Below are 19,367 nucleotides of genomic sequence, written 5' to 3'. Positions count from 1 at the left end.
GTGTACGCGATCCGCTATTTAGCCAACACGCAATGCGCGCAGGTCGAGGCGACCGTCCTTGAGCGGCGGGCACCAGTAGTAGCCGCCAGTGATCGGTCGGCTGATGCGGTACAAACCGTCGGTGATGCCGTCTTCCAGACCGCTCATGCGCCGCAGTTGGGCTTCGAACGCGTCGAGGGAAAAACCGAACGCCAGGAACATCAGGCCGGCGCGATCGCCTTCGATCCACGGCATCGAGCGCCGGACCACGAAGGCTTCAGGAGCGAAGCTTTCCTGGGCGGTGCGTTTGACGTGGGCGGAGATCGGCGCGTCGTCGAGTTCTTCGTTGTCGCTCAGGCGCCGGCCCATGATGTTGTCCTTCTCGTGGGACGGCATCGCGTGGAAGCCCTTCAAGTCATGCTGCCATTGCTGGATCGCGGCGAAGCTGCCACCGACCAGCCCCTCGGCACCCTCGCCCAGCAGCGCGGCGGCTACAGCGGCTTCGTCGTGAGGGTTTTCGGTGCCGTCCTCGTAACCGGTCAGGTCGTTACCGGTCATGTGGCGGAAGGTTTCGTTCATCTGCACCAGACGCAGGGCCGGAGCCAGCGCGGCTTCGATCGCGTGGCTGCGATTGAGCAATTCGCCACGGTCAACACCGTGCAGCCAGCACCAGAGCGCGTGCTGGGTCGACGGGTTGTCGACGCCGACACCAACCAGCGCAGGAAAGGCGCGCAAGCCGTCGATCTGCGTGTGCAGCGCCTTGACCAGGGACTCGCCAAAACCGACCACCGCCGATTTTCCGTCCACCAGGCGCGTCAGGTTATCCAGCGCTGCCGGCAGTGCCTCGACGGATTCGAGGGCGAAGAACATATGACGAGCTTGAGGCGGAACTGGGGTGGCGAGGATGCCCGGCTGGTAGTAACTCATATGAACTCCTTTGAGAAAGAGCGCGAAGTTTAACCGGGGGATCATTGCTTGTGTGCTTTCAAGGACAAAAGATCACAACGGCTACGGGCGCGTTCATAAGCAGATGGGCCGACAGATTCTCGATTCACAACGTCGAGTCAAAAAAACCATAAGATGAGTCATGACAAGCCAGGCCGAGGTCTGCTAAAACGATTCATCAGTGCATCACCCAATCCAGACGGGGTAGCGACATGACCACAGCATCGATCCTTGGCAACCTGTTTCCCACCGCCGACAGCATCCCGGAAAAGTACCGACTCAACGGCCAGACCGAACAGCGCGAATACCTGGTCGACGGTGAACTGAAAACCTGGTCAGGCCCCCTCGCCCAAGTGCGCAGCCCGGTGTACCTGAGCGGCGCGAATGGCGACGAACAAGTGATCCTCGGCAGCACGCCGCTGCTCGATGCCGACACCGCCCTGACTGCGCTTGACGCGGCTGTCCGTGCCTATGACCGGGGCCAGGGTTTGTGGCCGACCATGCGCGTGGCCGAGCGTATCCAGCATGTCGAGACCTTCCTCGGTCGTATGCGCGAACAGCGCGAGGCGGTGGTCAAGTTGCTGATGTGGGAGATCGGCAAGAACCTCAAGGACTCGGAGAAAGAGTTCGACCGCACCTGCGACTACATCGTCGACACCATCAACGCCCTCAAGGAACTCGACCGCCGCTCCAGCCGCTTCGAACTGGAGCAAGACACACTCGGCCAGATCCGTCGCGTTCCAATGGGCGTAGCCTTGTGCATGGGGCCTTACAACTACCCGCTGAACGAGACCTTCACCACGCTGATTCCGGCGCTGATCATGGGCAACACCGTGGTGTTCAAGCCGGCCAAGCTGGGGGTGCTGTTGATTCGTCCGCTGCTGGAAGCCTTTCGCGACAGCTTCCCGGCCGGGGTGATCAACGTCATTTACGGCAGTGGCCGCGAGACCGTCAGCGCACTGATGGCCAGCGGCAAGATCGATATCTTTGCGTTTATCGGCACCAACAAGGCTGCCAGCGACCTGAAAAAACTCCACCCAAGGCCTCACCGCTTGCGTGCGGCACTGGGCCTGGATGCGAAGAACCCCGGCATCGTGTTGCCAGAGGTGGATCTGGACAACGCGGTCAGCGAAGCCGTCACCGGCTCCCTGTCGTTCAACGGTCAGCGCTGCACCGCGCTGAAAATCCTCTTCGTCCATGAAGACGTGGTCGAGGCGTTCATCGAGAAATTCAACGCCAGGCTCGCCTCACTGAAACCCGGCATGCCGTGGGACAGTGGCGTGGCCCTGACACCATTGCCGGAGTCGGGCAAGGTCGATTATCTGCATTCGCTGGTGGCGGACGCGGTCAGCAAAGGCGCCGCCGTGGTCAACCCCAATGGTGGTGAGTCCCGCGCGTCGTTCTTCTACCCGGCCGTGTTGTACCCGGTGACACCGCAGATGCGCGTCTATCAGGAAGAACAGTTCGGCCCGGTCGTGCCGATCGTGCCTTACCGTCATCTGGACACCGTGATCGATTACGTCCTGGAATCCGACTTCGGCCAGCAACTGAGTATCTTCGGCACCAACCCGGTGGCGGTCGGCAGGCTGGTGGACACCTTCGCCAACCAGGTCGGCCGGATCAACCTCAACGCCCAGTGCCAGCGCGGCCCGGACACCTACCCGTTCAACGGTCGCAAGAACTCCGCCGAGGGCACGTTATCGGTGCATGATGCGCTGCGGGTGTTTTCGATCCGGACCCTGGTGGCGACCAAGTTCCAGGAAAGCAGCAAAGAGCTTCTCAGCGAGATCATCAGCGGCCGGAACTCGAGCTTCCTGACCACCGACTATATTTTCTGAGGACACCAAAACTTTCTGAGGACACCAAACCTGAGCATCATCAAAGGCCTTCGACTGCCACCGCTGTTGCGCCGAATACTGCGTCCATTGCTGGACCCGTACCGGCGCTACCGCCACGCCAAACTGATCCATGCGGTGCGGGTTTCGTTGGGGTTGCTGGCGACGATCCTGCTGACCACCGGCATCCATCTGCCCCACGGCGAATGGGCGTCGGTGACCATGCTGGTGGTGATCGGCGGCTTGCAGCACCACGGTAATATCGGCAAAAAAGCCGCCGAGCGAGCCATCGGCACTTTGATCGGGGCCGGTGTCGGCTTGTTGCTGGTGGCGCAACAGGCCTGGCTCGGGATGCCGTGGCTGACCTATTTCGCAATGTCGGTGGTGTGCGGGTTTTTCTCGTACCACGCCATCGGCAAGGGTGGTTATACGGCGCTGCTGTCGGCGATCACCGTGTTTATCGTTGCGGGGCACGGTGACAACCCGGTCACCGATGGCCTGTGGCGCGGGGTAGATATTCTGATCGGCATCGCCCTGGCACTGGCTTTCTCCTTCGCCCTACCGCTGTACGCGGTGTACTCCTGGCGCTACAACCTGGCCGATGCGTTGCGCGACTGCGCGGCAATCTACGGCCGTATCATCAACGGCGAGTCCGTCGCCGCTGACGAGCACCTGAAGCTCATGAATCGCTTGAACGCAGTCATGGTGCAACTGCGCTCGCTGATGCCCTCGGTGTCCAAGGAAGTGCGGGTTTCCATGACCGAACTCGATGCGATTCAGCGCAATCTGCGGATGTGCGTCAGCATCCTGGAAATCCTCGGCAATAGCCGGCCGAATGCCGATGACTCTGAGGCAATGGCCCACCTGCAATCGGCATTGAAAACCGAGCACCGACAGATCCGGGTGCAACTGATCGGTATGGCCCGGGCATTGAAATCGGGCGCTTCACAACGGCTCAGCCGGCCAGCCGAACCGCCATTGGACTCTACGCTTGATATGCCGGTCTACAGCCCACTGGATGGCTACCGATTGCTGACCCGACAATTGACCGCGAACATCGGCGAGATGCGCCAGCGTCTGGCGAAAACCGCACCGCGCTGGAACATCTGAGAGGCCGTTTATTGTGTAGCCACCCGCCGAAGCTTCAGGCCCCAACCCTGTTGCATCCCGGCGGCGGCCAGCAGAATCGCGGCGACACCGATCCATTGCAGCGGCTCCAGGCGATGGCCAAAGGCAAACCAGTCCACGAAAATCGCTGCAATCGGATAGATGAACGACAACGCGCCGGTCAGGGCGGTCGGCAGCTTTTGAATTGCCCCGTAAAGCAGCACATACATCAAGCCGGTATGCACGATACCCAGGGTCACCAGGCTGGCCCATGCACTGGGTGCTTGCGGCAGCGCCGAAAAATGCGCAAAGGGTGCGAGCAATAGCACGCCGGTGCAGACCTGGATCAGCGCGATCAGATGCGGTGGCGTGCCGGTCAGGCGTTTGATGATCAATGCGGCAATCGCGTACAGGAAGGCAGCACCCAAGGCCAGAGCGATCCCCATCAGGTAATCGTTGCCACCCTCGCCTTGCTCGCCATGTGCGCTGACAATCGCCAGCATCCCGAGAAACGAAATGCCCAGCCAGAACAGTTTTTGCAGGGTGATTTTCTCCCCGAGAAACAGTGCCGCCAGCCCCACCAACATGAACGGCTGGACGTTATAAACCGCCGTGCCGATGGCAATCGAGGCGCGAGAATAGGACGCGAACAACAGCACCCAGTTACCGACAATCGCCACACCACTCAGTACGGCCAACAAGAAAGTGGTGGACGTCAAAATGCCCGGGCGCAGAAAGCCGAACGCCGCGCAGATCAGCAACAAGGTGGCGGCACCGAACACACAGCGCCAGAACACCACGTCCAGCACCGGTTGCCCGGACACCAGCACGAACCAGCCAATGGTCCCGGAAATCAGCATGGCGGCGGTCATCTCGAATGAGCCGCGACGTAGTGTTCTGTCCATCATCAACCTCCTGTGTTTGAGGCCAAAGTATGCCAATCCGCCGAGGGGCTTCTCCAGAGCAAAAAGCAGGCTAAACTCGGTATCTGCCTTTTTTATCAAGGCTTATCCAGACAATTGCCTAACAGTGGATTCCCATGACCGACGACATCGACCAAGTGCTGATCAGCGCATTGATGGAAGACTCCCGCCGCTCGCTCAAGGCCCTGGCACAGATCAGCGGCCTGTCCTCGCCCAGCGTTGCCGAGCGCCTGCGCCGCCTCGAAGAACGCGGCGTACTCAAGGGCTATACCGTCGAAATCGACCCTAAATGCTTCGGCTATCAACTCCAGGCCATCGTCCGCATCCGCCCGTTACCGGGCCAGTTGCAGGAAGTGGAACGGCAGATTCAGGCGATTCCCGAATTCACCGAGTGCGACAAAGTTACCGGTGACGACTGCTTCATCGCCCGCTTGCATGTGCGCTCGATGGAACAACTGGACACCCTCCTCGACCGCCTCAACACCCACGCCGAAACCAACACCGCCATCGTCAAGAAAACCCCGATCAAGCGCCGGCTGCCACCGATGGCGTGAGTGCTGTTTGGTTCGCAAAGACGTGGATATCCCGATTCCCAGACGATAAAAAACCCGCCGAAGCGGGTTTTTTACTCAAGGCTGGCGATCAATCATCGCGGCCCATGATGCCGAACAGTTGCAGCAAGCTGATGAACAGGTTGTAGATCGATACATACAGGCTGATGGTCGCCATGATGTAGTTGCGCTCTCCGCCGTGAATGATGGCGCTGGTCTGGAACAAGATGCAGACCGAGGAGAACAGCACGAAACCTGCGCTGATCGCCAGTTGCAGACCGCTGATATTGAAGAAGAAGCTCGCCAGCGTCGCACCCAGCAGCACGAAGAAACCGGCCGTGATGAAACCACCCAGGAAGCTCATGTCCTTACGGGTGATCAGCACATAAGCCGACAGGCCGCCGAACACCAGCGCGGTCATCGCGAAGGCCGAGCTGACCACTTCCGCGCCGCCTTGCATGCCCAGGTAACGGTTGAGGATCGGGCCGAGCAGGAAACCCATGAAACCGGTCAGCGCGAACGCAGAAACCAGGCCCCACGCCGAGTCACGGAGTTTGTTGGTGAGGAAGAAAAGGCCGTAGAAGCCGATCAGCACGACGAAGATGTTCGGGTAGCCGACACGCATCTGCTGCGCGACAAACGCCATCACGCCGCTGAATGCGAGGGTGAGGGCCAGTAGGCCGTAAGTGTTGCGCAGGACGCGGCTAACCTCTAGCTGCTCAGCCTGCACGCTGTTATTAACTGCGTAATCCTGTTCGCGCATGGCGACACTCCTGTTGGTTTGAAACGTTCAGTCGCAAAGATCATAACAGACGCTCTGTAACAAGCCATGCAGAGAGTTTGACAGTGTGTTTCATTCAGGTATTATGGCGCCCGCAACGCAAACGGAGGTGTGGCCGAGTGGTTTAAGGCAACGGTCTTGAAAACCGTCGACTGTAACAGGTCCATGAGTTCGAATCCCATCGCCTCCGCCATCTTTATACGACAAAGCCCTGATTTTTCAGGGCTTTGTCGTTTCTTGGATCCGCAATTTTTTTCCGTCCTTTCTAGATCGTTTCCGCATCTTTTGGGTCACTTCCGCAACCCTCCCATTCCGCAACACAACAAATCCCGCTCAAATCAAATGGGTCAAAAAAGTGTGTAGCGTATTTTGATCGCGCGGATAGGCGGTTCACGCTTTGAATTAATCTCCCTTCAACACCGGTTCAACTTCATCGACCGGCAACGAAGCAAGCATTTCAGCGCGACAAACCTCAAGGATCTCATCCGCGAGTGCAGAATCATCCGGGCAGGCACGCGACAAAATAATCGCGCCGACAGCACGAGACAGCAGGTCGATCATCTTCTTTCGCCCCTCACCCGCCTCAGCATCCGGCCCGCTCGGGTATTTGTCTCCCAAAGTTTGCAGGGTGTGTTCAATGCCTTCGGCAAATGTCGTTTTCACATCATCCGATTGACGCGCCGCGTCGCCGCACAATGCGGCCATGGTGCAACCGCTGCCACGTCCGTCCCGATGTTCTCGGGTCATGTAAACGTTGATGAAGCCCGGAACATCGAGCGCTTGGGCGCCTGTCAGCGATTTGGCAAGACTGCAGGCCGAGGCTTCGGCCATCAAGTCGGCCTTCGACCCGAAGTGCTTGTAGAAGCCTCCATGGGTGAAACCGGCAGCCGCCATGAGATCCGCCACACCGACGCCATCAAAGCCGTGCTCACGGAACAGCTCTGAGGCCGTTTCAACGATGTGCTCTCGATTGGCCTGCGCCTGGGCCTTGGTCACTCTCACGTGCAATACCTCGTGTTTACCGGGAAATCATGCGTCCAATCATACATAGATGCTGGTCATAATCAAAACCGTTGACAGTTTAGATTTCGATCATCATCCTAATTGCACGCAACACCGATCTCCATCAACGGGCACGGAAGAAATACCAGATGACCAATCAGAATCTGTTCACCCCTTACACCCTTGGCAGCCTAACGCTGTCGAACCGGGTCGTCCTCGCGCCACTGACACGCAACCGCGCAGATCTGGGCTTTGTCCCCAGCGAATTCGCAGCCACCTATTACAGTCAACGCGCCAGCGCCGGCTTGCTGATCAGCGAAGCCACACAGATTTCCCGACAGGGCCAGGGTTATCAGGACACCCCGGGGATCTACACGCAGGCGCAGATAGACGGCTGGCGCACCGTGACCGATGCCGTCCACGCCAAGGGCGGAAAAATCTTCCTGCAACTGTGGCATGTCGGCCGCGTGTCACACGTTGATCTGCAAGAAAACGGCGCCGCTCCTGTGGCCCCTTCTGCGCTGCGCGCCGCCACCAAAGTGTTCGTCAACAACCGCTTTGAAGACGTCTCCGAGCCGCGCGCACTGGACATCAGCGAACTGCCGGGGATCGTCTCCGATTTCCGCCAGGCCGCGGCAAACGCGGTCGCCGCCGGGTTCGATGGTGTGGAGATTCACGGTGCAAACGGCTATTTGCTGGATCAATTCCTCAAGGACAGCGCCAATCTGCGTACCGATGCTTACGGCGGTTCGATTGAAAATCGTGCACGTCTGTTGCTCGAAGTGACGACGGCCGTCATTAATGAAATCGGCGCGGATCGCACCGGTGTGCGCCTGTCTCCGGTTTCGCCGGCCAATGGCGTATCCAGCAGCGATCCGCAGGCGCAATTCGATTACGTCGTTGAACAACTCGACGCCCTCGACGTGGTTTATCTGCACGTGGTCGAAGGCGCGACCGGTGGCCCGCGTGACGTGGCGCCCTTCGATTTCGGCGCCCTGCGCCAGCGCTTCAAAAACACCTACATCGCCAACAACGGCTATGACCTGGACCTGGCGACTTCGAAACTCGCTGAAGACCAGGCCGACCTGATCGCCTTCGGTCGCCCGTTCATTGGCAATCCGGATCTGGTGGAGCGCCTCAAACGTGGCGCGCCATTGTCCGCGTTCAATCCCGCCACCCTCTATGGCGGCGGTGCGGCTGGCTACATCGACTACCCGACGCTGGCTGAATCGAGCGCTATCGCAAGCTGAGCCATCAGTGATCGCGCTTTCTGTTTCACACATCCTGAAAGAGATATACCCATGAGCACTCGCACTACTGTTCTCATCACTGGCGCCTCCACCGGCATTGGCGCGGTCTACGCCGAGCGCTTCGCGCAACGCGGCCACGATCTGGTACTGGTCGCCCGCGATCAGGCGCGCCTGGACGCACTCGCAGCGCGCTTACGCAGCGAACACGACGTCGCCGTCGATGTCATTGCGGCGGACCTGACCCAACTCAGCGATCTGACAACCGTTGAAAGCCGCCTGCGCAACGACGCCCGCATTGGCATCCTCGTCAATAACGCCGGCGCCGCGCTGTCCGGTAACTTCATCGACCAAAGCACCGACAGCGTTGCGCAACTGGTCGCCCTCAACACCACGGCGCTGGTGCGGCTCGCCAGCGCCATCGCCCCACGCCTGGCCAAGGCAGGCGACGGCGCGATCATCAACATCGGTTCGGTGGTGGGCCTCGCGCCGGAGTTCGGCATGACGGTCTACGGTGCGACCAAGGCATTTGTGCTGTTCCTTTCCCAGGGCCTGAGCCTGGAACTTTCGCCTCAGGGCGTCTACGTGCAGGCCGTGCTGCCCGCCGCCACCCGCACGGAGATCTGGGATCGCTCCGGCGTCGACATCAACACCTTGAGCGAAATCATGGAAGTGGGCGATCTGGTGGATGCCGCCCTAGTCGGTTTTGATCGTCGTGAACCGGTGACCATCCCGCCGCTGCACGAAGCGGAACGCTGGGATGAGCTGCAGAGCGCACGTCAGGGCCTGCTGGGACAAATCCGCCAGTCTGCGGTTGCCCAGCGCTACCAGACTCCACAGTGATTTTTTGGTAGCGAGCATTAGCGCCAGATTCGATGCAGGCGCAAGTCACTGCATCGAATCCGACCCGCTGTCCGGAGTAGCAATGAATTCAACGCAGACAAATTCCCCCTCGGGTTCACCGACGTCGTGCATCAACGCAGCGAACCAGTCGATCACGGTCAACGGCATTCCCTTTGCCTATCGCGATACCGGCCCCGCAACCGGTGTGCCCCTCGTACTGTTCAACCATTGGGGCGCGGTGCTGGACAACTTCGACCCCGCCATCATCGACGGCCTGGCACAAACCAGACGCGTCATTACCACCGACTATCGCGGCATCGGCGGCTCTGGTGGAAGCGCACCACTGACCGTCGGCGAAATGGCTGACGATGCCATCCAGCTGATCCAGGCGCTGGGGTTGGAAACCGTTGACGTGCTCGGTTTTTCGCTCGGCGGCTTCGTCGCTCAGGACATCGCCCTGAAGACGCCGGGTCTGGTGCGGCGATTGATTCTGACCGGCACCGGACCGGCCGGCGGCACCGGTATCGACAAGGTCGGCTCGGTGACGTGGCCATTGATGCTCAAAGGCTTGCTGACCTGGCGCGATCCGAAGTTCTACCTGTTTTTTACTTCGACGCCCAATGGCCGTCGATCCGCCTCGCAGTATTTACAGCGCCTGAAAATACGCAAAAAAAATCGCGACAAGGGCCCGACGCCCAGCGCTTTCCTGCGGCAGTTGAAAGCCATTACCGCGTGGGGCAAACAGCCGCCACAAGACCTCGGGCGCTTGCGGACGCCGACGCTGATCGTCAACGGCGACAACGACATCATGGTGCCCAGCGTTAACTCGAGTGCACTGGCAAAGCGTATCCCCAACGCACAACTGGTGATTTATGAGGATGCCGGGCACGGCGGTATTTTCCAACACCACGTTGACTTTGTGGCCAAGGCGCAGGCGTTCCTCGATGCCTGACAACACGGCGCAGCAACGCACCGGCTACCCTCCTTACAACCGACAAGAGCCGCACCACGATGAAAGCATTTCTAATTGATCGCTATGGCAAGAACCCCGGGCGGATTGGCGAAGCGCCCACCCCCACAGTGGGTGCCCACGACGTCTTGATCGAGGTACACGCCAGCAGTGTCAACGTGCTGGATTCGAAGATCAGCAAAGGCGAATTCAAGCTGATCCTGCCCTACTCGTTTCCGCTGGTATTGGGCAATGACCTGGCAGGCGTCGTGATTGAGGTCGGCTCGAAGGTGACACGCTTCAAACCGGGAGACGAAGTGTACGCTCGCCCACCGGAAGCGCGGATCGGCACGTTCGCCGAATTGATCGCCGTGAACGAGAACGCGATCGCCCTGAAACCTGCCAATACCAGCATGGCACAAGCAGCGTCCCTCCCCTTGGTTGCACTGACCGCCTGGCAAGTGCTGGTCGAAATCGCCCAACTGAAAAAGGGTCAGAAAGTGCTGATTCACGCCGGCTCCGGCGGCGTCGGCACCCTCGCCATCCAGCTCGCCAAACACCTCGGTGCCTTTGTCGCTACAACCACCAGCACTGCGAATGTCGAATGGGTGAAGGCATTGGGGGCCGATCTGGTGATCGACTACAAACAGCAGAACTTCGAAAGTGTCTTGCACGACTACGACGTGGTGTTGAACAGTCTCGGCGCCGATGTCCTGGAGAAGTCACTCAAGGTGCTCAAGCCAGGTGGCCAGCTCATTTCCATCTCAGGGCCACCCACTGCGCAGTTCGCACAGGAGCAAGATTTGTCCTGGCCATTGAAGCAAATCATGCGCCTGCTGAGCCTCGGTATTCGGCGCAAGGCCCGCAAGCAAGACGTCAACTACAGGTTTGTATTCATGCGGGCCAACGGCACCCAACTGCAACAAATAACCGCGCTCATTGAGGCCGGCATCATCAAACCGGTGATTGACCGCGCCTTCCCCTTTGAATCAACGGCAGAGGCGTTGAAGTATGTCGAGCAGGGACGAGCCAAAGGCAAGGTCGTTGTTTCGATCAAATGACTACGCCGGATTCAGGTCAACACCGTTGTAGGGTCTGTGGCAGATCGGAGGTTTTCAATGCTCCTGCCCAGCGGCGAGACGGTGTTCGCAGTTGAGCAGTATCTCGTTGTGCACGCGCAAAGCCAGACTCTTTCTAGCTCCGAATGGACAGATCATCACTGGCGGCCCGCTCAGGAGCTGAGATCTACTGGAGAAACGGTGTGGCCGAGACGGCGAGACACAACTCCCCCATCTGCGGTCGCCCCCAGGCTGGGCGTGCCGCACCGCTGACACTGGACAAAAAATACAGCACCCTGACGATAAGCTGACTACTCGATTGGTCGCTGACGATCGGTAACGTTTCATCTTGATACGGTAGAGGCTGTTCTATGCTAGAGCACGGTCGGGCGGACCTGAGCATCTATGGATAACGCGCGTAATCAGGGGCAGAAGCTAATCTCTCCTTTGAACGATAAGGCTCAATAATCGAACGTGTCTGCCGATAGTCAAAACGATGCCCCAGCATTAGGGGATTTTAGAACGTGGAGTAGCGGGCTCAGGCTTATGAAAGATATCTATCTACTGATCGAGCATGGTATGGATCAGGGCGAAGTTTATGTGCTTGGCTGGTTCGATGATGAGAAAAGGGCCAAGGAAGTGGCAGAGGAAAAGGAGTGGGAGGTATACCGAGCCAGCTTGAAAACTGAGCACCTCTGGTCAAATCACAAGCCGCTGCCGCCAGACCAGACTAAATATCGTCGTTTCTGGATCAAAGAGATTTCCAAATTTGATCACGTTCCAGTTCCTAGATCCTCGGCAGTTCATTGACCCTCCATCCGACTTCTGCTCAGTTGTAGATCTATCAACTGACTTCCAGCGGTGACCTCCGGGACGTACGCCTGACAAGCAGCCAGCGCAATCAACCCTTGGTCACCGGTGTCGGTGATAGCGACAATTCATTGGGCATGCGCTGGGTCAAGTCAGGCGCACAGGCGATCCCTCATGGCACGTCCTTGAAGGAGATTCGGCGCCTGTGACGACCTCGCTAATCACACCCCGATGCGTACGAACGCCATCATCAGATTAAAGGTTGCAGCTGTATTGATACTCGAAGGGAAAAAATACTGTGTCGACCACCAACGAGAATGGTGCGTCGATGAGCAAAAAGGGAATTAGTTTTCCGCGGGATGTGCCTACCAACCACCAGTCAAACCGCACTCCGATGTAAGGGCATCGATGTTTGTCGTAATCCATCCGCATAGCAGTTGCCACACACCCATTTATGCTGGTGATCAACACCAGCAAAATCACTTTCAAAAACACGTAACGTCCTTATTACTTCTTTGCGCAGACCTGCGTAGACGCAGTTACAAGTAGTTAGTCACACATGCAAGAGGACGAGATCCTCGATGACGTCATCGAAACGAAGACCGTGTTCTCGCCGGACAAAAATACGATTGCGGCGAAGTTCAAGGAAATACGCGATCACAACGCCGCGGTGCGCAAGCGCATTTGGCAGACGGCAGTGGCGTTTGACCTAGCCCCCTCGGACAACCGGCGGCGAAAGGAGACGAAGCCACTGAAACGCGTCTGGTCGAGTCTCGAGAATCCTTGGCGGCGGCTCCTGCAAGACCACTTTTGGCGTGCATTAGACGCCATCATCCGCGGCCCTGTCTGTGACAATGAGGGGCTCGATGCCCCAGTCTCCAGACAAATACCAATCTTCTCCAAACATCTCGGCCGGATGCATCGTACGGTCGGAGCCATTGCCGCATGCCAGGGACTTGGCCGGACAATACCGGTCGCATCCCCAACAGATCCGTTCGGGGTGCTTGGGGCTGATGGGGAAGTTCTTGGCCATTTCGATCTCCGATCATTGAGAGACGCTCTTGCAACCTACAGCCTTTGTGCAAAACCATCCTTGATGGATATCAAGAATCGACATCGAGCGACTGCTCTCCCTATCGCGATCCTGGAGCTAAGCTTCTAACGGTTTAATTGATCAAAACTTGATAACAATCATTATTGTTCGCAGCAAAGCTTCCTAGACTCGGGTTCCTACTCGTCAGTGCTCAGGAAGACATTATGCGTACCCACCTCTCACTCGCCCTGCTCTTGCTCATACCGCTGGCTCACGCAAAGGAATACCCGATCGGGGAACCACAGCTGTGTCAGGGGCTGGAAGTCGGGGCGGTGTATCTGCAACCGATCGAGATGGCCCCGGCTGGCATGATGCGCGCTACTGTCGATTCTGATGTTCACCTGGAAGCCGACATCAGGGCCACCGCGGACAATCGACAGGGCTTTCAGGAAGGCAGTTTCGTGCCTTACCTCAATGTCTCGTTCAACTTGAGCAGAGCGGGTAACCCGGACGAAATCAAGGGTGACTTCCATGCCATGGTCGCCAATGACGGCCCGCACTATGGCGACAATGTGAAGCTGCTGGGGCCGGGCAAATATCGGCTGACGTTCACCGTGCTCCCCCCCACCGGTCACGGCTCCCTCGGGCGTCATACCGATAAGGAAACCGGTGTAGCGCCCTGGTTCGAACGCTGTGAACTGCACTACGAATTCATCTACGCCGGCATCGGTAAAAAAGGCGGCTATTGAATGAAGCGCCTGCATCTTGCCTGGCTGATCGTGGCCGGAGCAGTTGCGCCGTTGACAGCGCATGCCGAGTTGCCGAGCTTTGAGCTGACCCTGCGCGATGGCCACTTTTCCCCTGCCTTGCTCGAGGTCCCGGCCGGACAGCGCTTCAAGATCGTCCTGAAAAATAGCGGTCAGGGGCCGGCTGAGTTCGAGAGCACGCCGTTGCGGGTTGAAAAAGTGCTGTCGCCGGGCGTGACAACCTTCGTCGTCATTCACCCGCTCAGGCCCGGCCACTATCCCTTTTTCGACGAGTTCAATCCGCAATTGCCCGAGGGCGGCATCCTCGCGAAATAACCTGTTAGCGCACGGAGCTTCCATGAATCAATCAATGTTCATCGTCTGGCGCGAAAGCGTCGAGGCGTTGCTGGTGATCGGCATTCTCCAGGCCTGGGCCAGCCAACAAGGCCAACGTCATCGCTTGGTCAAATACCTGTGGGCGGGTGTGGTGCTGGGGTTGATGCTTTCGGGCCTGCTGGCGGTGTTGATTCTGTTTGCCGGTGAGGCCATGAGCGGGTCGGCCAGTGAATGGTTCCAGGCCGCACTCGCACTGTTTGCCAGCCTGTTAATGGTGCAAATGGTCGGCTGGATGCACCGTCACGGGCGCACCCTCAACCACGATTTGCGACGGCACGCCGATAGCCACTTGGCCCGCCAGGGAGGCGCAGGTCTATTACTGCTGGCCATGCTCGCGATCAGCCGCGAAGGCAGCGAAACGGTGGTATTTCTCTACGGCGCCGGCGCCCGGTTGCGAGGTCCGCAGCTCGGTTTGTTTGCCGTCGGCGGCGTGTTGGGGCTGGTGCTGTCCGCGCTGACCATTACGCTGCTGCACAGCAGTCGCCGCTTCATTTCATGGCAACGATTCTTTGCCATCAGCGAAGTCATCTTGCTCATGCTCGGCGCGGGGTTGCTGGTCAGCGGCACCGAGCGAATCGGCGGCCAACTGCTCGCCCTGGATGTGCCGGACGTGGTTTACAGCCTCGTAGGCGAATCGCTTTGGGACAGCAGCGCTTGGCTGAGCGACAGCCATGGATTGGGTGGCTTTCTGGCCGGTTTTGTCGGTTATCGCGCAACGCCCAGCGGCATGACCTTACTGGTATGGGTCGGTTACTGGCTGGTCGTCAGCGCCTGGCTACGCCAACGGACTGCGGAGAAAGTCCCATGCCTGACCTGAGCCGGCACAATCGATGGCTCCAGCGCCTGGGTGACGGGATGCGTCGCCATGCGTCCGTCATCCGAGTGCTGCAGTGGGCTGTCGTACTGTTTTACGCAGTGCTGTTGGTGACCCCGGCGCTGTTGCCGCTGCCGGACAGCCAAGCACGGATACTCGACAACCTGACCTTGCTCGCGCAGTTTTTATTCTGGGGAATCTGGTGGCCGTTCGTGTTGCTGTCGATGGTGTGCTTCGGTCGACTCTGGTGTGGCGTTCTGTGCCCGGAAGGTTCGCTCAGCGAATGGGCCAGTCATTACGGGAAAGGCCTGGGTGTGCCGCGTTGGTTGCGTTGGGGCGGCTGGCCCACATTGGCGTTCTGCCTGACGACCCTCTACGGCCAATTGATCAGCGTCTATGACTACGCCCAGGCCGCACTGTTGATTCTGGGTGGTTCGACCGTCGCAGCGGTCATCATCGGGTTGTTGTTCGCCCGGGGCAAGCGGGTTTGGTGCCGTTACCTGTGCCCGGTCAGCGGCGTTTTCTCCCTGCTCGCCCGGCTGGCCCCTGTGCACTTTCAGGTCGATGAGCAACGCTGGATAGAGAATGCCGCACCACGCCTGCCACCCCCCAACTGCGCTCCCCTGCTCGATATTCGCCGCCTGCAAGGCGCCAGTGATTGCCACGCCTGCGGACGCTGCAGCGGGCAACGCGGCGCCGTGCAGCTGATCGCCCGCTCCAGCAATCAGGAGATTCTTCACGCAACCGCGCAGACGCTGTCCCCTTGGGATACACGCTTGCTGCTGTTCGGTGTGATCGGCTTGGCCATGGGCGCGTTTCAGTGGACAGTCAGCCCATGGTTTATCGCCCTCAAACAAAACCTGGCCCAGTGGCTGGTAGAACACAACCAGCTCTGGGCATTGCAGGACAACGCCCCCTGGTGGTTGCTGACCCATTACCCGCAACTCAACGACAGCTTCAGCTGGCTCGACGGCTTCAGCATTGTCGCTTACTTGAGTGTGAGTTCGATCATGCTCGGCACGGCGTTGATGCTGCTCCTAAGCCTGACGGCCCGACTGGCGCGAGATCGCGCACTGTATTGGCCTCTGGCGCTGACACTCACGCCTGTGGGTGGCGCCGGGCTGTTTCTCGGGCTGTCGGCCACCACCGTCAAATTACTGCGTTATGAAGGTCTGCTGCTGGAGTGGGTACAACCCGCCAGGGCCTGTCTGTTATTGGCCGCCATGGGGTGGAGCCTGCTACTGGGTTGGAAACGGTTGCGACACGAAGGTGTTTCCCTGATCCGGCGTGTGTCGGGTGGCGTTTGCCTGTTCCTCGCCAACGGCCTGATCGGGTTTGGCTGGTGGTTGCAGTTCTGGGGCTGGGCTTGAGTTTCCCCAGCCCCCGTTACCCCCGCAGCACGAAGGCTGGGAACAACTCGCGCATGGCCTCCCACAACTCTGGCAACAAGGCTTGTGCCGAAATGCTTGGCAGTAGCGGATCGAACATCCGCTCAGTGCGGACCAGTTGCACGGCGAAGCGTTTGACGCCGAGCGCGCTCAAGTGTTTTGCCAGGATCAGCAGACGCGCCGGCTCGAACAGATGCCAATGCACGGTGGTGCGACATTCGTAGTCCACACCACTGGCCAGCAGATGCTCAAGGCTGCGCCAGTTAGCCGTTCCGCTGCCCTCGACCCGGGTGATGGCCAGGCAATCCTCGGGCAACGCCTTGACGTCGAAACCGACCCAATCCGCGCCAGTCAGAGCCTTGGCGAAGGCGGCAGGTTTAATGCCAGCGCTGTGCAAGCCGATGCGAAAGCCCATGTCCCGCACTTCATCCATGGCGCCGAGCAAGCCGTCTTGCAAGGTGGGCTCACCACCGCTGAACACCACGGCATCGAGCAGGTCCTGACGACGTTGCAGAAACGCCAACACCCGCCGCCACTCCACTTCCTCACTGCCACGAGGCGGAATCAGCTGCGGGTTATGACAGTAACGACAACGCCAGGCGCAACCCTGGCAAAACAGCACGCAGGCGAGCTGTCCCGGATAGTCGATAGTGGTCAGGGGCACCATGCCCCCGACCCGAAGCATTCGACTCATTGGCGCCCGGCCAGGGCTGCGCCTTCAGTGAAGTGCACCCGCTCGCGGTGCTCCGACTGTTTACCTGGATTGAACGCTGACACAGGACGGTGATAGCCCATCACCCGGGTCCAGACTTCGCAGCGTTGACGTTGAGCCTGAGGCAGTGTTTGCGATGCAGTCATGGTGAAGCTCCTTGCAGTTGAGTGGATCGAAATCAATGAACAGCGCCGCCTTTCTGCTCTTGCAGTAGCAGAACTTCGTCGCATTTGGGGCAGAACTCATGTTCGCCATCGAGGTAGCCGTGCACCGGGCAGATGGAGAACGTCGGGGTCACGGTCAGGTACGGCAGGCGGAAACGTCCAAGGGCCTTGCGCACCAGCTGCTTGCAGGCCTGCACCGAGGAAATCCGCTCGGCCATATACAGATGCAAGACCGTGCCACCGGTGTATTTGCATTGCAGTTCGTCTTGAAGTTCCAGGGCCTCGAAGGGGTCTTCGGTGTAGCCCACGGGCAGTTGCGAGGAGTTGGTGTAATACGGCGCCTGCGTACTGCCCGCCTGAAGAATGTCCGGATAGCGCTTGAGGTCTTCTTTGGCGAAGCGGTAGGTGGTGCCCTCCGCCGGTGTCGCTTCCAGGTTATAGAGATGTCCGGTTTCTTCCTGGAACCGCAGCAAGGTGGCGCGCACATGGTCCAGCAGATTCAGGGCAAACTGTCGGCCATGTTCGGTGTGCATGCCCTCCTCGTCGCCAGTGAAATTGCGCAGCATTTCATGCAGGCCGTTGAGGCCGATGGTGGAAAAATGGTTACGCAAGGTGCCCAGGTAGCGCTTGGTGTAAGGGTACAAACCGGCATCCATGTGGTGCTGAATGACCTTGCGCTTGACCTCCAGGCTCTCCATCGCCAGCTCCATCAGCGTGTCCAGGCGTCGCAACAAGCCACTGGTGTTGCCCTTGAACACATAGCCCAGGCGTGCGCAGTTGATGGTTACCACGCCGAGTGACCCGGTCTGTTCCGCCGAACCGAACAAGCCACCGCCGCGCTTGAGCAACTCACGCACATCGAGCTGCAACCGGCAGCACATCGAACGCACTTGATTGGGCTGCATGTCCGAATTGAGGAAGTTCTGGAAGTACGGCAATCCGTAACGCGCCGTCATCTCGAACAGACGGTCGGCGTTCTCACTGTCCCACGGAAAATCATGGGTGATGTTGTAGGTCGGGATCGGAAAGGTGAACACTCGCCCTTTCGCGTCGCCAGCCTGCATCACCTCGATGTACGCGCGGTTGAGCAGGTCCATTTCGACTTGCAGGTCGCCATAGGCAAAGGGCATTTCCTCGCCGTCGATGACGGGTATCTGCTCACGCAAATCCTGCGGGCAAACCCAGTCGAAGGTCAGGTTGGTGAACGGCGTCTGGGTGCCCCAGCGCGATGGCACATTGAGGTTGTAGATGAACTCCTGGATCGCCTGGCGCACCTCCTGGTAACTCAGCCGGTCCTTGCGCACGTAAGGCGCCAGGTAGGTGTCGAACGAGCTGAACGCCTGGGCTCCGGCCCATTCGTTTTGCAGGGTGCCGAGGAAATTCACCATTTGCCCCAGGGCACTGCTCAAGTGCTTTGGCGGACCGGCTTCGACACGCCCCGGCACACCGTTGAGCCCCTCATGCAACAGAGTGCGCAGCGACCAACCGGCACAGTAACCGGCGAGCATATCGAGGTCGTGCACATGCAAATCCGCGTCGCGGTGGGCCTGGCCGATGGCCTCGCTGTACACCTCGTCCAGCCAGTAATTGGCGGTGACCTTGCCCGACACATTCAACACCAGCCCGCCCAGGGAATAGCCCTGATTAGCGTTGGCCTGGACCCGCCAGTCTTCACGGTCCAGGTACTCGTTCATCGATGTCGCCACCTCGACCATGGTCCGGCGATCACGGCGCAAACGCCCGTGCTGTTCGCGGTAGACGATGTAGGCGCGCATGGCGAAGAAGAAACCGGCATCCATCAATACCCGTTCGACCCGATCCTGAATCTGCTCGACGTGCAGCCTTGGCAACCCTTCCAGTCGGGCGAGAACCGCCTGAAGCAAGCCTTCGACCTCAACCTCGGTGTACTCCCCGGTTGCTTTGCCGGCAGCGATCAACGCCTGACGGATCTTGTCGGCATCGAAGGCAACCAGACTGCCATCGCGTTTGTGCAAGCGGTTACATCCTACTGAGATCAGCGTGCTCTGCATTTGGCCTCCAGATACTACATATAGATGTTCAGACACAATCAAACACAACATGCA

General features: G+C 59.1%; 21 protein-coding genes and 1 tRNA gene. 13 read left to right on the top strand and 9 right to left on the bottom strand.

The window, feature by feature from the left end:
* Positions 1-18: 18 nt before the first annotated feature.
* The gene (locus AC30D7_RS27380; RefSeq protein WP_490136161.1) at positions 19-906 is read right to left on the bottom strand and encodes a Dyp-type peroxidase; all 888 of its coding nucleotides are present in this window, start codon (positions 904-906) and stop codon (positions 19-21) included.
* 230 nt (positions 907-1,136) lie between these two features.
* On the opposite strand from AC30D7_RS27380, the gene AC30D7_RS27375 reads away from it, so the two are divergent.
* Together AC30D7_RS27375 and AC30D7_RS27370 are read left to right on the top strand one after the other, a co-directional pair.
* Complete coding sequence (locus AC30D7_RS27375; RefSeq protein ID WP_490136160.1) at positions 1,137-2,762, top strand: NADP-dependent glyceraldehyde-3-phosphate dehydrogenase; 1,626 nt, start codon at positions 1,137-1,139, stop codon at positions 2,760-2,762.
* A gap of 87 nt (positions 2,763-2,849) precedes the next feature.
* Positions 2,850-3,869, top strand: coding sequence for an FUSC family protein (locus AC30D7_RS27370; RefSeq protein ID WP_490136162.1), 1,020 nt, complete (start codon positions 2,850-2,852; stop codon positions 3,867-3,869).
* Between the two features lie 8 nt (positions 3,870-3,877).
* Here AC30D7_RS27370 and AC30D7_RS27365 read toward each other — a convergent pair whose 3' ends face one another.
* Positions 3,878-4,771, bottom strand: a complete 894-nt coding sequence (locus AC30D7_RS27365; RefSeq protein WP_490136159.1) for a DMT family transporter — start codon at positions 4,769-4,771, stop codon at positions 3,878-3,880.
* Positions 4,772-4,905: 134 nt separating this feature from the next.
* Here AC30D7_RS27365 and AC30D7_RS27360 point away from each other — a divergent pair, with 134 nt between their 5' ends.
* A complete protein-coding gene (locus AC30D7_RS27360; RefSeq protein WP_007941786.1) occupies positions 4,906-5,343 on the top strand; it encodes an Lrp/AsnC family transcriptional regulator in 438 nt (145 codons plus the stop codon).
* 88 nt (positions 5,344-5,431) lie between these two features.
* Here AC30D7_RS27360 and AC30D7_RS27355 read toward each other — a convergent pair whose 3' ends face one another.
* Positions 5,432-6,103 (bottom strand): Bax inhibitor-1/YccA family protein, encoded by a 672-nt coding sequence (locus AC30D7_RS27355; protein WP_490136158.1) that lies wholly within the window; start codon positions 6,101-6,103, stop codon positions 5,432-5,434.
* Between the two features lie 123 nt (positions 6,104-6,226).
* On the opposite strand from AC30D7_RS27355, the gene AC30D7_RS27350 reads away from it, so the two are divergent.
* A tRNA-Ser gene (locus AC30D7_RS27350) sits at positions 6,227-6,314 on the top strand.
* Between the two features lie 209 nt (positions 6,315-6,523).
* Here AC30D7_RS27350 and AC30D7_RS27345 read toward each other — a convergent pair.
* Positions 6,524-7,123, bottom strand: a complete 600-nt coding sequence (locus tag AC30D7_RS27345; protein WP_490136157.1) for a TetR/AcrR family transcriptional regulator — start codon at positions 7,121-7,123, stop codon at positions 6,524-6,526.
* 149 nt (positions 7,124-7,272) lie between these two features.
* Between AC30D7_RS27345 and AC30D7_RS27340 the strand changes: the two genes are divergently transcribed.
* The 5 genes from AC30D7_RS27340 to AC30D7_RS27320 all read left to right on the top strand — a co-directional run bounded on the left by AC30D7_RS27340 (position 7,273) and on the right by AC30D7_RS27320 (position 12,030).
* Positions 7,273-8,373, top strand: coding sequence for an alkene reductase (locus tag AC30D7_RS27340; protein WP_490136156.1), 1,101 nt, complete (start codon positions 7,273-7,275; stop codon positions 8,371-8,373).
* A gap of 51 nt (positions 8,374-8,424) precedes the next feature.
* Positions 8,425-9,213, top strand: a complete 789-nt coding sequence (locus AC30D7_RS27335; RefSeq protein WP_490136155.1) for an SDR family NAD(P)-dependent oxidoreductase — start codon at positions 8,425-8,427, stop codon at positions 9,211-9,213.
* Positions 9,214-9,295: 82 nt separating this feature from the next.
* Positions 9,296-10,165 (top strand): alpha/beta fold hydrolase, encoded by an 870-nt coding sequence (locus tag AC30D7_RS27330; RefSeq protein ID WP_490136154.1) that lies wholly within the window; start codon positions 9,296-9,298, stop codon positions 10,163-10,165.
* 59 nt (positions 10,166-10,224) lie between these two features.
* Entirely contained in the window at positions 10,225-11,223 is a 999-nt protein-coding gene (locus AC30D7_RS27325) for an NADP-dependent oxidoreductase (protein ID WP_490136153.1), read from the top strand.
* A gap of 543 nt (positions 11,224-11,766) precedes the next feature.
* Complete coding sequence (locus AC30D7_RS27320) at positions 11,767-12,030, top strand: hypothetical protein (protein ID WP_490136152.1); 264 nt, start codon at positions 11,767-11,769, stop codon at positions 12,028-12,030.
* A gap of 255 nt (positions 12,031-12,285) precedes the next feature.
* On the opposite strand, the gene AC30D7_RS27315 is transcribed toward AC30D7_RS27320, so the two are convergent.
* Positions 12,286-12,525, bottom strand: coding sequence for a YceK/YidQ family lipoprotein (locus tag AC30D7_RS27315; protein WP_490136151.1), 240 nt, complete (start codon positions 12,523-12,525; stop codon positions 12,286-12,288).
* A gap of 325 nt (positions 12,526-12,850) precedes the next feature.
* Positions 12,851-13,063 carry a DUF3079 domain-containing protein gene (locus tag AC30D7_RS27310; protein ID WP_490136150.1) on the bottom strand — a complete coding sequence of 71 codons (213 nt, stop codon included), beginning with the start codon at positions 13,061-13,063 and terminating at the stop codon, positions 12,851-12,853.
* 224 nt (positions 13,064-13,287) lie between these two features.
* Here AC30D7_RS27310 and AC30D7_RS27305 point away from each other — a divergent pair, with 224 nt between their 5' ends.
* From AC30D7_RS27305 to AC30D7_RS27290, 4 genes are read left to right on the top strand one after another with little or no spacing between them, the layout of a single operon-like run.
* Positions 13,288-13,812, top strand: a complete 525-nt coding sequence (locus AC30D7_RS27305; protein WP_490136149.1) for an iron transporter — start codon at positions 13,288-13,290, stop codon at positions 13,810-13,812.
* Positions 13,813-14,145, top strand: coding sequence for a cupredoxin domain-containing protein (locus AC30D7_RS27300; protein ID WP_413695901.1), 333 nt, complete (start codon positions 13,813-13,815; stop codon positions 14,143-14,145).
* A gap of 22 nt (positions 14,146-14,167) precedes the next feature.
* Positions 14,168-15,022: an FTR1 family iron permease gene (locus AC30D7_RS27295; RefSeq protein WP_490136148.1), complete on the top strand. Its 855-nt coding sequence runs from the start codon at positions 14,168-14,170 to the stop codon at positions 15,020-15,022.
* Positions 15,010-16,389: a 4Fe-4S binding protein gene (locus AC30D7_RS27290; RefSeq protein WP_204125090.1), complete on the top strand. Its 1,380-nt coding sequence runs from the start codon at positions 15,010-15,012 to the stop codon at positions 16,387-16,389. Before AC30D7_RS27295 ends, AC30D7_RS27290 begins: the two co-directional genes overlap by 13 nt.
* A 16-nt stretch (positions 16,390-16,405) precedes the next feature.
* On the opposite strand, the gene AC30D7_RS27285 is transcribed toward AC30D7_RS27290, so the two are convergent.
* From AC30D7_RS27285 to AC30D7_RS27275, 3 genes are read right to left on the bottom strand one after another with little or no spacing between them, the layout of a single operon-like run.
* Positions 16,406-17,101, bottom strand: coding sequence for an anaerobic ribonucleoside-triphosphate reductase activating protein (locus AC30D7_RS27285; protein ID WP_490136147.1), 696 nt, complete (start codon positions 17,099-17,101; stop codon positions 16,406-16,408).
* Positions 17,098-17,265 (bottom strand): anaerobic ribonucleoside-triphosphate reductase, encoded by a 168-nt coding sequence (gene nrdD, locus AC30D7_RS27280; RefSeq protein ID WP_008153595.1) that lies wholly within the window; start codon positions 17,263-17,265, stop codon positions 17,098-17,100. Before nrdD ends, AC30D7_RS27285 begins: the two co-directional genes overlap by 4 nt.
* Before the next feature lie 32 nt (positions 17,266-17,297).
* Positions 17,298-19,313, bottom strand: a complete 2,016-nt coding sequence (locus AC30D7_RS27275; RefSeq protein ID WP_490136146.1) for a ribonucleoside triphosphate reductase — start codon at positions 19,311-19,313, stop codon at positions 17,298-17,300.
* Positions 19,314-19,367 lie beyond the last annotated feature (54 nt).

It is taken from the genome of Pseudomonas sp. DF5 (assembly GCF_058148225.1).
Note: the sequence above shows the minus strand (reverse complement) of the source record. Positions and strands in the feature narration are given on the sequence as shown.

What these genes read in the sequence shown, in the direction of transcription:
- AC30D7_RS27285 (WP_490136147.1), bottom strand. Translation starts at nt 17,101, where the DNA reads ATGAGTCGAATGCTTCGGGTCGGGGGCATGGTGCCCCTGACCACTATC.
- AC30D7_RS27340 (WP_490136156.1), top strand. Translation starts at nt 7,273, where the DNA reads ATGACCAATCAGAATCTGTTCACCCCTTACACCCTTGGCAGCCTAACG.
- AC30D7_RS27295 (WP_490136148.1), top strand. Translation starts at nt 14,168, where the DNA reads ATGAATCAATCAATGTTCATCGTCTGGCGCGAAAGCGTCGAGGCGTTG.
- AC30D7_RS27335 (WP_490136155.1), top strand. Translation starts at nt 8,425, where the DNA reads ATGAGCACTCGCACTACTGTTCTCATCACTGGCGCCTCCACCGGCATT.
- AC30D7_RS27380 (WP_490136161.1), bottom strand. Translation starts at nt 906, where the DNA reads ATGAGTTACTACCAGCCGGGCATCCTCGCCACCCCAGTTCCGCCTCAA.
- AC30D7_RS27305 (WP_490136149.1), top strand. Translation starts at nt 13,288, where the DNA reads ATGCGTACCCACCTCTCACTCGCCCTGCTCTTGCTCATACCGCTGGCT.
- AC30D7_RS27365 (WP_490136159.1), bottom strand. Translation starts at nt 4,771, where the DNA reads ATGGACAGAACACTACGTCGCGGCTCATTCGAGATGACCGCCGCCATG.
- AC30D7_RS27325 (WP_490136153.1), top strand. Translation starts at nt 10,225, where the DNA reads ATGAAAGCATTTCTAATTGATCGCTATGGCAAGAACCCCGGGCGGATT.
- AC30D7_RS27310 (WP_490136150.1), bottom strand. Translation starts at nt 13,063, where the DNA reads ATGGCCAAGAACTTCCCCATCAGCCCCAAGCACCCCGAACGGATCTGT.
- AC30D7_RS27320 (WP_490136152.1), top strand. Translation starts at nt 11,767, where the DNA reads ATGAAAGATATCTATCTACTGATCGAGCATGGTATGGATCAGGGCGAA.
- AC30D7_RS27290 (WP_204125090.1), top strand. Translation starts at nt 15,010, where the DNA reads ATGCCTGACCTGAGCCGGCACAATCGATGGCTCCAGCGCCTGGGTGAC.
- nrdD (WP_008153595.1), bottom strand. Translation starts at nt 17,265, where the DNA reads ATGACTGCATCGCAAACACTGCCTCAGGCTCAACGTCAACGCTGCGAA.
- AC30D7_RS27300 (WP_413695901.1), top strand. Translation starts at nt 13,813, where the DNA reads ATGAAGCGCCTGCATCTTGCCTGGCTGATCGTGGCCGGAGCAGTTGCG.
- AC30D7_RS27330 (WP_490136154.1), top strand. Translation starts at nt 9,296, where the DNA reads ATGAATTCAACGCAGACAAATTCCCCCTCGGGTTCACCGACGTCGTGC.
- AC30D7_RS27375 (WP_490136160.1), top strand. Translation starts at nt 1,137, where the DNA reads ATGACCACAGCATCGATCCTTGGCAACCTGTTTCCCACCGCCGACAGC.
- AC30D7_RS27360 (WP_007941786.1), top strand. Translation starts at nt 4,906, where the DNA reads ATGACCGACGACATCGACCAAGTGCTGATCAGCGCATTGATGGAAGAC.
- AC30D7_RS27355 (WP_490136158.1), bottom strand. Translation starts at nt 6,103, where the DNA reads ATGCGCGAACAGGATTACGCAGTTAATAACAGCGTGCAGGCTGAGCAG.
- AC30D7_RS27275 (WP_490136146.1), bottom strand. Translation starts at nt 19,313, where the DNA reads ATGCAGAGCACGCTGATCTCAGTAGGATGTAACCGCTTGCACAAACGC.